9 protein-coding genes are annotated in these 13,608 nt (G+C 44.0%); 8 read left to right on the forward strand and 1 reads right to left on the reverse strand.

Going from position 1 to position 13,608, the window contains the following annotated elements; translation table 11 throughout:
• Nucleotides 1–329: 329 nt before the first annotated feature.
• Entirely contained in the window at nt 330–1,769 is a 1,440-nt protein-coding gene (locus QUA03_RS17315; protein WP_333213479.1) for an ATP-binding protein, read from the reverse strand.
• Nucleotides 1,770–2,752: 983 nt separating this feature from the next.
• On the opposite strand from QUA03_RS17315, the gene QUA03_RS17320 reads away from it, so the two are divergent.
• The 8 genes from QUA03_RS17320 to QUA03_RS17355 all read left to right on the forward strand — a co-directional run bounded on the left by QUA03_RS17320 (nt 2,753) and on the right by QUA03_RS17355 (nt 13,574).
• The gene (locus QUA03_RS17320) at nt 2,753–3,832 is read left to right on the forward strand and encodes a permease (RefSeq protein WP_333213480.1); all 1,080 of its coding nucleotides are present in this window, start codon (nt 2,753–2,755) and stop codon (nt 3,830–3,832) included.
• Nucleotides 3,833–3,982: 150 nt separating this feature from the next.
• Entirely contained in the window at nt 3,983–4,771 is a 789-nt protein-coding gene (locus QUA03_RS17325; RefSeq protein ID WP_333213481.1) for a TIGR03943 family putative permease subunit, read from the forward strand.
• 182 nt (nt 4,772–4,953) lie between these two features.
• Complete coding sequence (locus QUA03_RS17330; RefSeq protein WP_333213482.1) at nt 4,954–6,330, forward strand: oligosaccharide flippase family protein; 1,377 nt, start codon at nt 4,954–4,956, stop codon at nt 6,328–6,330.
• 18 nt (nt 6,331–6,348) lie between these two features.
• Entirely contained in the window at nt 6,349–7,350 is a 1,002-nt protein-coding gene (locus tag QUA03_RS17335; RefSeq protein ID WP_333213483.1) for a hypothetical protein, read from the forward strand.
• A gap of 477 nt (nt 7,351–7,827) precedes the next feature.
• On the forward strand, nt 7,828–9,393 hold the full coding sequence (locus QUA03_RS17340) for a hypothetical protein (RefSeq protein ID WP_333213484.1): 1,566 nt from the start codon (nt 7,828–7,830) through the stop codon (nt 9,391–9,393).
• 82 nt (nt 9,394–9,475) lie between these two features.
• Complete coding sequence (locus QUA03_RS17345; RefSeq protein WP_333213485.1) at nt 9,476–10,042, forward strand: hypothetical protein; 567 nt, start codon at nt 9,476–9,478, stop codon at nt 10,040–10,042.
• A gap of 691 nt (nt 10,043–10,733) precedes the next feature.
• Nucleotides 10,734–12,089 carry an ATP-binding protein gene (locus QUA03_RS17350; protein ID WP_333213486.1) on the forward strand — a complete coding sequence of 452 codons (1,356 nt, stop codon included), beginning with the start codon at nt 10,734–10,736 and terminating at the stop codon, nt 12,087–12,089.
• 108 nt (nt 12,090–12,197) lie between these two features.
• Complete coding sequence (locus QUA03_RS17355; protein ID WP_333213487.1) at nt 12,198–13,574, forward strand: ATP-binding protein; 1,377 nt, start codon at nt 12,198–12,200, stop codon at nt 13,572–13,574.
• Nucleotides 13,575–13,608: the final 34 nt, after the last annotated feature.

Raw genomic sequence — 13,608 nt, forward strand, 5'->3', positions numbered from 1 at the left:
TTAGTCATTAGTCATTAGTCATTAGTCATTAGTCATTAGTCATTAGTCATTAGTCATTAGTCATTAGTCATTAGTCAGTAGTCAGTAGTCATTAGTCAGTAGTCATCAATCAACAGTCATCAATCAACAGTCAACAATCAACAGTCAACAGTCAACAGTTAACAATCACCGATGGTGCAACCGAACTCGATCTAATTCATCTGCGTTAATCTGTGTTAATCTGCCCTCATCTGCGGTAAAAAAAAGAGAACTTTTGAACCGCAGATGACAAGGGATGGACGCTAATTCACGCAGATAAAGAGAAGAGAGATTTGATATGAGTTAGTGCTTCAAATCCATGGTAACAAAATTTCAAATTCAGTACCTGTACCGGGCGTAGAATGCAAATTTAACTTGCCTTTATGCTTTTCCGTAACAATTTGATGGGTGATTGCCAACCCCAAACCAGTACCTTTCCCGGCGGGTTTAGTGGTGAAAAATGTCTCAAAAATCCGCCGCTGAATTTCTGGCGGAATTCCCGGCCCGTTATCGGCAATTCGGATGGCTATCCAAGCGTTATTTTGATTTTTTTCCGCTGTTTCTGGGCAGAAATCGCCGTTTTGGCTGGCGGATGATAGCTGTTTGACATTTTGCCGATCGCCCATAACATAATTTTGAATTAATTCCGAATTCACGCAGTCTCCGTCAGAACTGTCTATTACCTCGGTTTCAATAGTAATCACAGGCATAAAATCTTTTTCTGCTTTTACCTCTTCCAAAGCGTCGATCGCATTGCTGATGATATTCATAAATACCTGGCTCAACTGGCCAGAGTAACACTTGACCAAAGGCAAATCACCATAGTTTTTAACTACCTTAAATCCGTACTTCAGACGGTTTTTCATAATTAGCAGGGTACTGTCAATACATTCGTGGATGTTAGCTTGCTTCAAGTGGGTTTCGTCCATGTGAGAAAAGGTGTGCAGGCTGGTGACGAGTTCGGTCAGCCTCTGCGATGAAACTTTCATACTTTTGAGAATTTCCACCCAATCTTCTTGTAAAAAATCAAATTCTATGTGTTTTTTGAGTTCGCTAATTTTTTCGCTTTCACCCACAATGTCTTCGTAAGCAGACAGCAAATCCATGATGTCTTTCGAGTAGTTGGACAAAAAGCCGAGATTTCCGCTGATGCAGGTGACGGGATTTCTAATTTCGTGGGCGACTCCAGCTACCATCTGTCCCAAACTCGCTAGTTTTTCGGTTTGAATTAATTGAGATTCAGTTTGCTGCCTCAGCAATTTTGTCGCTAGTTCGTGAATATTGGATTGCGCTACTAAGAGTTCGTGCACGTCTAGCAAACTATAAGTTTGAGGTGACAATTGAACCACAATCGGTTCGTAAAGCAATTCTTTCGATCGCAACAGCGACTTCCTGGCTGCATCCACGATTAAAGTATTGCTGGGAAAAATTAAACTCTCAGTTTCGGCAAAGCGGTACAAAGCCCTCACAGGGCGCTTTAAAAATAATTCTCGCCCAAAAGGACGGCTGATAAATTCTAAAAATCTCCGCCGGGAAATCATACCGGCAAATTCACCTTGATGGGTGACAATGACTCCCGGTAACAGCGGATTAGCTTCTAGCATCTGAGAAATTCGCATTCCCCAATCCGTAGCTTCTACCTGAAAATCGTAAAGCGACAATTGGTGGAGAGTAGAGTCTAAACAAAGTTCTCCTAGGTCAGCCTGAGAGATGGGTTGGACGGGTCTTTCTACGCAGGAGGTATTCAACATAAATTTATCAGCACGCTTTTTTGGGTTCTATTTGCCAGTAGACATTCAGCTACCAAAGGTCAACAGGTGAGTTGCTGAGTGCTTTGACCGGCATCGCCCTGGCAAACTGCATTTTAAATTACACAAAAAACTGACTGTAGCAAGGAAAATTTTACCACTTAAAGTATTAGGCAAGATTGAGGATCACCGAGATAAATGCGCCCTGGTAATTATACCTGACTTTATTTTATACTGGCTTGAGCAGTATTAACGCTTGTTTGGACTATTTAACTATTCATTAATCTTAATTAATCGTCTTAACCTTTTGTTAATAAATTATTAGGCTAAGAAATATAATTGATTGATAATAGAAGAAAATGGGAATTGCCCGATCGCCCCGGCGATACAACAGCCTGAAACAAGTTAAAAGCACAAAGCTAGGGCGATCGCGTCCCTGAGTTTTAGCTTGCAATCGCGATGGCGGGACGCCTTGCAAGCTAGAGCATCTGAGGCTATGTCCTCCCATCTCCCCGATCCGGTACTCGAAACCCCCCGTAACGACCAGCTAGCGGCACACCTGCCAGTGCGTCCCTTATAGGTTTGTAGTGAAAACTAAAGTCATCGCTACAAACATATTTTTTAGCGATCGTTATATAAAACAGTTAGCCTTGCCCGGAATCTGCAAAATCTGCCTTGGCATTTGTTCTAAAATCAATTATTGTTAACCGAAATATCCATCAAATCCACGACGGTTGGCTTAGTTAATTATTGATTGGCTGTACGAGGCGGATATGAATAAAAATCCAGTCAAATTTAAACGGCTTTAAGCAGTCGGAATCATTCCATATCTTAGCATTGATCAAATTAGCAGGTCTACAAATTATAGCAAAAAAAAGACCAAAAACAATTAACTCGATCTTAACTTAGTGCTATGCTTTGGTATGATATACAAGGAGTTCTACCAAAGACGTATAGCTAAATAGCAATCTACCAGTAGGTGATCGATGCAACCCGCCCTGACAAATCAGTTAAATAATGCTTTCACCCTGTTTCTCAGCTTGTTAGTAGAAGCAATACCTTTTCTGCTGCTGGGAGTTTTATTTTCAGGTTTGCTGCTGGGGTTTGTAGACGAACGCAAACTCGTATCGCGCATCCCACAAAACCCGCTGCTGGCGGCTTTGATGGGCAGTTTAATCGGCTTTTTGTTTCCCGTGTGCGAGTGCGGTAACGTGCCCGTAGCCCGCAGGTTACTGATGCAGGGAGTACCCGCACCAGCGGCGATCGGCTTTTTGCTGGCGGCCCCCACCATCAACCCCGTGGTAATTTGGGCTACTTGGACGGCATTTCGCGATCAGCCAGAAATTGTAGTTTTCCGGGTGGTATTTTCTCTGTCTATAGCCACAATTATCGGCTGGGTGTTCAGCGGCCAAAAAGACTTGCGGCCTCTGCTGCAACCCTCTGTAGCCCGCGCAATCCCCTTGCCAAAACCAGAGTTTTCCGAAAAAGAAGTTGTCCAAGCTAACACTCCGCTGCTGTTGCAGTCGGGAACTTTTATGCTCGGTCAGCCGGGGGGGGTGGTGCCGATCGAATCTTTGCTACAAGACGACTGGAAGCCATTAAAAACAGGCAAAACAGAAAAAACCTCGAAACGTTCCTCAATGTTTCACCGGGTTTCTAAACAGCGTCTGCGCCTGCTTTTAGAGACTATGGTACAGGAGTTGCGCGAATTGGGAGGAGTGTTGGTAATCGGAAGTGCGATCGCAGCCATCATTCAAGTTGGCGCCCCCCGCGAACTAATTCTCAACCTCGGCCAAGGCCCCGTTTCCTCGATTATAGCCATGCTGCTATTAGCGGCAGTCGTATCGATTTGTTCTACAGTGGATGCCTTTTTTGCCCTGTCTTTTGCTTCCACATTTACCAGCGGTTCGCTGTTAGCCTTTCTCGTTTTCGGCCCGATGATTGACCTCAAAGGTATCGGTTTAATGCTGTCAATTTTTAAAGGTAGAGCCGTAGTTTACTTAATTGTCTTGGCAGCTCAGTTAACCTTTTTAATGACCCTCGCTGTCAACTTGCATTTAGGTTAATAAGTTAGCTCAAACAGACAACTAATACCATTTTCGCTTGGCGATTTTCAATTACCTTGCTCGCAGATACGGAAGTCACGAATATACGGATAGGTGTTTTTCATTTGCCATCTTCCCTATTCCTTCTTCCTTCCCCATCACTTTTAAAAAATGAATCTTAAAAAAATTAGCCCCTGGCTAGACGCCCTAGCTATCTTAGGCTGGGGAATATTGCTCCTCAAATATTGGATCACCGGCCAATTAAGCATTCTCATTCACCCCAATTACTTTGGCTTGACTCTAGCAGGAGGAATCGGCTTATTGGTTATTGGCGGTTTAAAAACTTGGGAACTCTTAAAACTCGCTCGCACTACCCAGCAATCGCGGACATCAACAGCAAATAACTCTCTCAGAATCACAGAAGTTGAACACGTTACTTTGTTTCCCCCCAGTATCGGCAGCACCTTAATGTTGGGCATCGCATTAATAGGTTTACTAACAACGCCACGCACCTTTACCAGCCAGACAGCATTAGAACGAGGCCTCACCGAATCCCTGCCCATCACCAGACTGCAACCCCAAGAATTTCGCAATACTACAAAACCCGAACAGCGATCGCTCGTCGAATGGGTGCGGCTGTTAAATTTCAACCCCGAACCGGATACATACAGAGGTCAAAAAGTCAAAGTTCAAGGATTTGTAATTCACCCCCCTAACCTAACAGAACAATATATGTGGATTGGGCGTTTTATCATTACCTGCTGCGCGGCAGACGCCTATCCGATCGGCTTGCCAGTAAAATTACTGATTGGTCAAAGCCGCACCACCTTTGCCCCAGACACTTGGCTAGAAATAGAAGGAGAAACGATCGTAGAAGAACTCCAAGGCAAGCGCAAATTAATCATTCAAGCATCCTCCCTCAAACCAATTCCCGCACCCAAAAACCCTTATGATTATTAGATGTTGAGTAAGTATCAGATGAAATTTTACCTTGATTGCGAAATGGAAAGTCCAGACCCAATCTCCGTATACAGATCAAGATACGGTAAAGTCAGCTAAAAAAGTGGCAGCATCCTCCTTTAGGAGTTGCAAATAACAAATTCAGCAACTACACTCGTAATTAGAAAATAAATTCTGAGTATATGTCATCAGAAAAAAAATTAGCTATCAAAGGTGCTGCCTGGACGATCGCCAGTTATGCAAGCAGTCAAATTATCCGATTTGGCAGTAACTTAATCCTGACGCGCCTGCTTTTACCCGAATTATTTGGTCTAGTAGGTCTAACCTACGTTTTTATAACAGGGATCAACTTATTTACAGACATAGGCTTGGGCCCAAGTATCATCCAGAACAAACGGGGGGAAGATCCTCAATTTCTCAACACCGCTTGGACACTGCAAGTTATTCGCAGCTTGTTCATTTGGATTGGTTTGCTTATAATTACCCAGCCCGTTGCGAGTTTTTATGAAGAGCCCCGTCTTCTGTGGTTGATTCCAATCATAGGTATAAATTCCTTACTCGGAGGGTTTAAATCTACTTCAACAGCCAGCCTAGAACGCAAAATGGCAGTGAAGAAAGTAGTAATTTTTGAGTTGGGCATACAGATTGTTTCTACAACAGTGATGATTGTCTGGGCATGGTTCGATCGCAGCATCTGGGCGATTATCGTCGGTGGCTTTACTGGAGCTTTCATGGAGTTAGTATGGAGCCATTTTTTGATTCCAGGCAAGTCAAACCGCTTTGCTTGGGATAAAGAAGCAGCTAAAGAAATATTTTCTTATGGAAAATGGATATTTTTGTCTACGGCTTTGTTTTTCTTGTGTTCTCAAGCCGATCGACTGATCCTAGGGAAAATATTTACTTTAACAATGTTGGGCATTTACGGCATCGCTTTTACCCTGGGGGATATGCCGCGCCAAGTCATCATCGCCATTAGCGGTCGGGTAATTTTTCCATCGATTTCTATGCTGGCAGAGTTGCCGCGGGAGGAGTTGCGCGCGAAGATACTCAAGAACCGCAATCTAATTCTAATACCATTAGCCGTAGGTTTAGCAATTTTTGTAATCTTTGGAGATCAGTTAATTTTAACACTGTATCGGAAAGAGTATGAGGCTGCATCTTGGATGATGCCAATTTTGGCGTTAGGTATCTGGCACACCACCCTCCACAATATCATGGGTTCTTGTCTGTTAGCCGTAGGAAAGTCTCAGTACCCAGCTATAGGCAATCTGCTGACTTTTCTGAATCTATGTATAAGTATACCGCTGGGATACTACTTAAAAGGTAATTTAGGTGCCGTGATTGCTGTAGCTCTCGGTGACCTTCCTACCTATGCAGTAACTAACTACGGTTTGTGGAAAGAAGGACTAACTTGTTTTTGGCAGGATATTCAATTAACAGGGCTGTTTGTAGTGGTGCTGGCCACTCTACTTTGGTGTAGAGTCGCTTTGGATTGGGGTCTGCCAATCGATAAAATATCACCGATGGATTTAGTTCCAATCAATCAACTATTTCAGTAAAAAAAGGAGATTGTTTCTATGTCAGCCGAACAAAATACAAGAAGCAAAGTAATGCACTTTATGTTCTTACAAATGGCTCTTTTACAAGAAATATCGCGAGTGGCAACAAGGTATAGTAAACTGATGTTTTTTTATCAAAAAAATCGGGTTATAAATTTGTTCAAAGAAAACGAACAGCCCGAAAAAAAACGCCCCAAAGTCTTTGTGGCTGTCCCACACATTACATCAGTTGAAGAATCTAACAATCCCGAAAAAGCCACAGCAAAAATAGAGAGACTCAGGCACACAATAGATGGACTGTTAACGACTTTTGCTCATTGCGACCTGACAATTACTATCCAAACTCTACCGAACAGGCACGTTACAGCCTACTTACCTGAATATCAAATTAAGTGCATTCAGATCCAAGAAGGTCCTGAATGCGACCCCATGTTTGTAGAGTTTAGACTTCAGGAAGAATTTGTCGAAAAAGTAGAAAAATTTGACTGGTTTTTATTTATAGAAGATGACATTGTTTTATACGATGCTTTCATTCTAGAAAAATTAGAAAGTTTTAACCGACAAAGCGGGTATGAGAATGCTATTCTTTACCCACACCGTTTTGAAATGTATCAAGGAACCAAGAGATACATTGATTTGACAATAGATGATGAACTATCGTGGAATAAACTATCTAGTGTAGAGATAGAAACTGTAAAATTTGCTGAGTGTACCAATCCTCATTCAGGATTTTACTGTTTGTCAAGAAAGCAGATGAAAGAGTGGATAAAATCAGGTCGCATCTTCAAAAATCAAGTAGTGAAGGTCGGGCCTTTAGAGAGTGCAGCCACTTTTTGTCTTTTGGAATGTTTCTCGATATATAAGCCCCACCCGTCAAACTTAAACTATTTTGAGATCAGGCATTACGATAGCAAATACTCTAAGCTATATCCCGAACCGGAATCGCCGTATACACTGTCAGCAGTTAATAATAGTTCCCACACACCCATCGGCAAGGCTTCGTCAAAGGGATCTAAGTAGTCGTCATGATTATTAGTAGGATGGGTAGATCGCAAGCGTTACCCCTAAACCTATTAAATAATTAGCGATTTGAGATGTGAGATTAAATTAAAAATCTAAAATCTCAAACAGTGTTGGACGCAAGTGGTATAATTGTAGGGTGCTCTACTGTCCTCAAAGCCTCTCTCTATCGAGCAATTTTTAGCACTGAGGCAGCCTAAAAGGTAAAATCTCAAATTTCACATCTCCACTCGGTTGATACTGTTGGAATTGCCGCAGACTCCACGGATTTAAGCTCGTGAGTTTAGTTCAGTCCTGGAGGCACACACACTTTCAAAAACCGAGTTTTTTACCAACATATTTCGTTATATTTCGTTGCAGCCCTTTAGCCTGGTAAAAAAAACCGTTTCAGAGGGCCGGGAGTACGCCCAAGACAGTAAAATTTAAGAGGGAAAATTTGGCAGTTACTTTTCAGCAGAAAGTAGGAGAGAAAGATTTGTGAGTATTTTTAAGAAAAAAATTAATCCTTCACCCTTCGCTATTCTGCCATTCCAACAGCCGATCGACCGCACGGCGATCGTCCTCATGCTAGTGCTGAGCTTCTTAATAGGGCTGCTGCTGCTGAGCGGCGATCGCACAGCACCCAGAGTGCGAGAATTTACCTGGGAAAATAAACAAATCGGCGCCGAAGATACCGGCTTTATCCTCACATTCTTTCGGCCGATGAACCAGTCCACGGTCGAAGAAAACTTAAAGCTAGAACCCCCCCTCCCCGGTAAATTTAGTTGGGCGGGAAGGCGCATGGCTTACACCCTCAAAGATCCAGCACCCTACGGCGTTACCTACACATTAAAACTCGCTGGAGCAACCGACAAGTATTTCGGAGAAAAAAACCAAAAAAAAGGAACGCTAATGCAACCGTTTAGCAGTTCCTTTCGCAGCCGCGATCGAGCTTTTGCTTACATCGGTGTCCAAGGCGAAACAGAAAGCAGATTAATGCTAGTCAATCTCACCAGCAGCGACTCAAAACCGATACCGCTGACTCCCAAAGATTTAGTTGTCACCGATTTTAAACCTTATCCCGACAGCGATCGCATTTTATTCTCCGCCACAGATCGATCAATCGCCCGTACTCGCGGCACCCTAAATCAAGAACTCTTCACAGTCACCACCGGCCTCAACCCCCAATCCGACTTAGGAAATCAACAAAAATACCCAGCCGGTAGAATCGACAAAATCTTAGACTCCAAAGATTACCAAAACCTCAAATTCGACCTCTCAGCCGACGGAAAAATCATAGTTGTCCAGCGCGTCAACCGTCGCAATCCCGGCGATTTCAGTCCTTGGATTTTGGAAGAAAAAGTGGCGCCCAGACCCTTGGAAAATGAACAAGGCGGAGATTTTATGATTCGCCCCGACAGCAAATCGATGGTAATATCTCAAAAACAAGGATTAGCGATCGTCCCCCTCAAACCCGAAGCAGATCCAGTAGAATTTTTGCCAAAATACGAACAAGTATTGGGCATGGCCCGCGACAACTCCGCCGCCGCCTACGTTAAATACAACAGCGACTTTACTCGATCGCTTTTCATCTTAGATAACCAAGGTGTAGAACAAGAAATATTGCGTATTCCCGGCAGCATTATGGCTGTTTATTTCGATCCCCGCAAAAACGAAGACAACCAAGTTCAGCGTCTATACTGTTTGTTAGCCCAACGCCTCAAAACAGAAAGCTACAAAGAACAGCCTTTCATCGCCACCATCGACCTCAAAAAAGAGGGTACTCGTTTGGTAGGAACCATCAAACCGCTGCTGATTTTGCCCAACCAATTAGATACCCAAATCAGTTTATCTCCCGACGGGCTGGCATTAATTTTCGACCAATCAGTCACAGCAGCAACTCCCTCCGTAGCAGACAGTCCCCGCAACGATAGTGGACAGTCGATCGCCACCAGCCGCCTCTGGCTGCTACCCTTAGTAGAAATACCCGCAGATGGTTCTCCCGCAAAACTACAGCCAGAAGAACTTCCCTTTGCCGGCTATCACCCCCGCTGGCTACCATAAACCAATTTGAGATTTGAGATCGAACTGCTGACTAATGACTGGTGACTAATCTAAAATCTAAAATCTAAAATCTAAAATCCTTATGACTCCCGAAGAAATTAGCAATACCCTTAAAGACTTATTTGGTGACACTGTTGAGATGCCTGCTGCCACTTCTTGGCAAGTAGAAACCCCCAATTTTCGCCTGTTAGTCCTCCTTTCAGAAGACGGGAGTTGGCTGCGGATTTTGTTGCCGATCGCCGATGCCCAAGAAGCTCAACCATTTCTTGATAAACTCCTAGAAGCTAACTTTGACACCACCCTCGAAACTCGCTACGCCTTACATCAAAACGTTTTGTGGGGAGTATTTCAGCACAGTTGTGCCACACTCGATGCCGCCGATTTCTCAGCCGCCGTCGCCCGAGTGCTGGCTTTGCAAGAGAGAGGTTTGTCTGACTTTTTCGGCGGTTTGATAGAAAGCCGCATCCGTCAAATCATCAAAGCTGCGAAGACGCAGGGACAGTCTGTCGAAACCACCCTTCAAACTTTAGACCGTTTCTACGCAGAGGGATTGATGGGTGAAATGGAACTAGGGCGAGAGTCTAGCGAAAAAACTCTCGCCGCTTGGCGGTATCAGCTAGAACGCCTCTGGCCGGAGGTGGAACCCTAAAAGAATTGGAGATTGCTGATTGGAGATTGCAGATTGCAAAAAACTGATGACTATCGAGGTTCGGAAGTTGCCTAAAGTTGCATTTCTTTTGAGTGGTATAGCAACCGCGGCCGACGCTTAGGATGTTCTTAATTCCACAAACCCTTGGGGAACATTGCTTCTTCCTTCTCTCGCGACGATAACTAAAGCCTTCCATCCGTTACATTCGGTTACATCCGAAGAAAGCGAATTCGTTGCCGAACTTCCTTTGGCTAGGGCCCTAGTCTTGACAATTGGAGCCTGCAAGCCCCTTGGACAATGGCTAATCCGGGCCCTCGAACCCTCACAGGATGCCAGTATATTCACTGATAACCCGCTCGCGGTTCTCCAATTCCCTTCTATCACGGGAAAAATGGTATAATTTATCACAATAATTAGTTATAAATATTAAAAATTTTCGGAAAACACCCGATCGCAGGTATATCATGGTAAAAAGTTTACAGCAGAGATCAGTAAGTTCCACAAAAGCTTCGATCGTTTAATATTGACTTAGAAACAAAATCTTTAGGAGACAATGCTACTGCGATCGGGTTTTCCCATCGGGTGCTGTTGTAATTTCACAAATTAGCAACTACCCGCTACCAATTACCAGTTACGAATTAATAGCAACTTAAGTTGTTCATGAATACAATTTTTAACAGGGGTTTCATCTATGTTTGCTGTGCGTGAGACTAGCTCGGAGTTATCAGTGTTGCATATACCTGAATTTTGTACTTGGAACATCTCCTTAGAATCAACTCTCCTAGACCTGCCACTCTCCAACTGCCAAATTGAATTAACTCAACAGGCAAAAGAAGTAGCCAAGGCTTTTGAAGAAAATTCAATGCTTCCCGGCGTCATTTTGACAGATAGTGGTAATTTTGTCGGCATGATATCCAGGCGTCTATTTTTTGAAAAAGTTAACTGCCGCTACGGAGTAGAAATGTTTTTCAAGCGACCAATAGAGGTGCTGTACAAGTTTGCCAAGCCAGAGGAACTCATACTTCCCGCCAGTAAATTAATAGTAGAAGCCGCCCAGGAATGTCTTTACAGATCAGCAGAATTAATTTACGAACCCGTAGTAGTGGAAATAGCCCCCCAAGCCTACAAGCTGTTAGACGTACACCAATTAATGGTCGCTCAATCAAGAATTCACGAATTAACAAATAAGTTACTCCACAAACAAACGCAAGCCAAACTCATCCAAACCGAAAAAATGGCGAGTTTGGGGAGGATTGTAGCAGAAGTAGCCCACGAAATCAGAAATCCGCTGAATTGTATTTGGGGAAATTTAACTTTTCTGCTGTCCTATTTTGAACACTTGCTTCAGCTCATGTCGGTTTATGAAGAAGAATATTCGGCACCCTGTCCCCGAATTGATGCCCTTAAAAAAGAAATTGAATTTGATTTTTTACAAGAAGATTTGCCGATCACCTTAGAAGGGATGGAGTTGGGAGCCTCACAATTGCTAAAAATAGTTAACGGGCTGCACCACTTCTCTCACATGGACGAGACAAAACCAGCCGAGACAGATATTCACGAATGCGTGGAGATGACGCTGTTAATTTTGAAAAATCGCTTTAAAAACAGCATAGAGGTGGTTAAAAATTACGGCGAACTGCCCCTAGTTAGAGGCTACTCCGGTCAGTTGAGTCAGGTGTTTTTGAACTTGTTAGTTAATGCTCTAGACGCCCTGACCGAGTACGCAGCCGATCGAGAAATACACACCCAGTGCGGGGACAACTGGCAGCCCCAAATCGAAATTACCACTAAAGTGATAGAAACCGAACACGGCAAGCGAGCCGCAATTTGCATTGCCGATAACGGGCCAGGCATTCCCCCAGAAAATCAGCAGCAGATATTTGACACCTTTTTTACCACTAAACCAGCAGGCAAAGGCAGCGGTATGGGGCTGGCTATCTGCCATCAAATCGTCACAGAAAAGCACGGCGGCCAACTCAAATTGCGATCGCAACCAGGTAAGAACACTGAATTTGAAATTCTCCTGCCTATAGTTGGCACAACATGATTAGCTTAAGAATATTCTCGGTTGTTCGCTCCTGCGGTGAAATGATAGGGTAGCTTAGTAGTAGGTGCTCATTTCACTTTCCCAGCGTTTCGGCAACTAAAAGTTCCAGTGGCAAATAAATTCAGTTCCAAACTCCTTGGCCCTTCAGTCTCCGAAGGCAGCCATCAAGACCTTTCGCTAGAGTCTACCCTCTGGGATTTGCCCCTGTATGACTTTCAGGTTAAATCGAGCTGCTTGGCCGTGGCAGTTGCCGAAATGTTTGAACAGCATCCCCTCGTGCCGGGGGTCGTCTTGATGGAAGCAGGAGAGTTTGCTGGCATGATATCCCGCAGGCAACTGCTGGAATATTTGCTCAAACCCCAAGGCCCAGAGCTATTTTTGCACCTGCCACTAAAAGTTCTCTACAGTTACGCTCGCGTCGAAATATTATTGGTGGCAGAGAGTACAACCATTTTGGCAGCAGCCCCACAAGCTCTGCGTCGATCGCCCGAATTGCAGTCAGAACCGATCGTCGTCCAAATAGACTCCCAATCTTACCGACTCTTAGACCCTAACGCACTCAACATCGCGTACTGGCAAATTCGTGGCATAGAAACTCAAGTCCGCTACGAAAGAGCCCAAACTCAAATGATTCAAAGCGAAAAAATGGCTAGTTTAGGGCGTTTAGTCAACGGAGTAGCCCACGAAATTTTAGATCCGGTAGGCTTTATCTGGGGGAATTTAACCTACGTCAGCGACTACAGCAAAAACTTGATGGAATTGCTCTCAGTTTACGACGCATACTGTACCGATCCCCCGCCGGAAATAGCACGGCTCAAAGAAGAGATCGACTATGACTTTTTGCAAAACGACTTCCTCCGAACTGTTGCCAGCATCAAATCAGGAGCAGAACGTTTGAGCAAGTTGGCAACCAGTTTGCAAAACTTCTGCCACATCGACGATATTTATCCCAAACCCACCGACTTGCACGCCAACATAGACAGCATACTTTTGCTGCTCAAAAGTCGTTTGACTAGGGAAATCCAAGTAGTGAAAAACTACGGCTACCTGCCACCAGTGCCGTGCTATGCAGGACAGCTAAACCAAGTATTTATGAATATATTGACGAATGCTATTCATACATTAATTAACGAAGCAGTCGGTCAAGAATTGGCAAAAGAGTTCAAAGGTGGAGGACTCAGAGACGCCGATCGCCAGCCTAAAATTGAAATCACAACTCAAGTCTGCTGTCCCGAACCTGCGTCGGATTTAGACAAACTTCATGTTCGCTGGGTTTCGATTTGCATAGCGGATAACGGGCCAGGAATGTCACCTAGCAAGTACAAAAAAATCATAGAATCATTCTCTACTGAAAAACGCGCCCTCAAAGAAACCAGTTTAGCAGTTAGCTATCAAATAGTGACGGGCAAACACGGCGGTGCATTCAGAATGCGATCGGAATTAGGCAGAGGCACTGAATTTGAAATTTTGTTACCCTTGGCTTGAAGAAGTCAGTAGTCAGTTGGCAGTTGGCAGTTGG

The organism is Microcoleus sp. S36b_A4 (genome assembly GCF_036700645.1).
In the GTDB taxonomy this organism is placed as follows: domain Bacteria; phylum Cyanobacteriota; class Cyanobacteriia; order Cyanobacteriales; family Microcoleaceae; genus Microcoleus.

Bases quoted from the DNA above. Each gene is read 5' to 3' on its own strand.
- QUA03_RS17345 (WP_333213485.1), top strand. From the start codon at position 9,476: ATGACTCCCGAAGAAATTAGCAATACCCTTAAAGACTTATTTGGTGAC.
- QUA03_RS17320 (WP_333213480.1), top strand. From the start codon at position 2,753: ATGCAACCCGCCCTGACAAATCAGTTAAATAATGCTTTCACCCTGTTT.
- QUA03_RS17315 (WP_333213479.1), bottom strand. From the start codon at position 1,769: ATGTTGAATACCTCCTGCGTAGAAAGACCCGTCCAACCCATCTCTCAG.
- QUA03_RS17325 (WP_333213481.1), top strand. From the start codon at position 3,983: ATGAATCTTAAAAAAATTAGCCCCTGGCTAGACGCCCTAGCTATCTTA.
- QUA03_RS17330 (WP_333213482.1), top strand. From the start codon at position 4,954: ATGTCATCAGAAAAAAAATTAGCTATCAAAGGTGCTGCCTGGACGATC.
- QUA03_RS17335 (WP_333213483.1), top strand. From the start codon at position 6,349: ATGTCAGCCGAACAAAATACAAGAAGCAAAGTAATGCACTTTATGTTC.
- QUA03_RS17350 (WP_333213486.1), top strand. From the start codon at position 10,734: ATGTTTGCTGTGCGTGAGACTAGCTCGGAGTTATCAGTGTTGCATATA.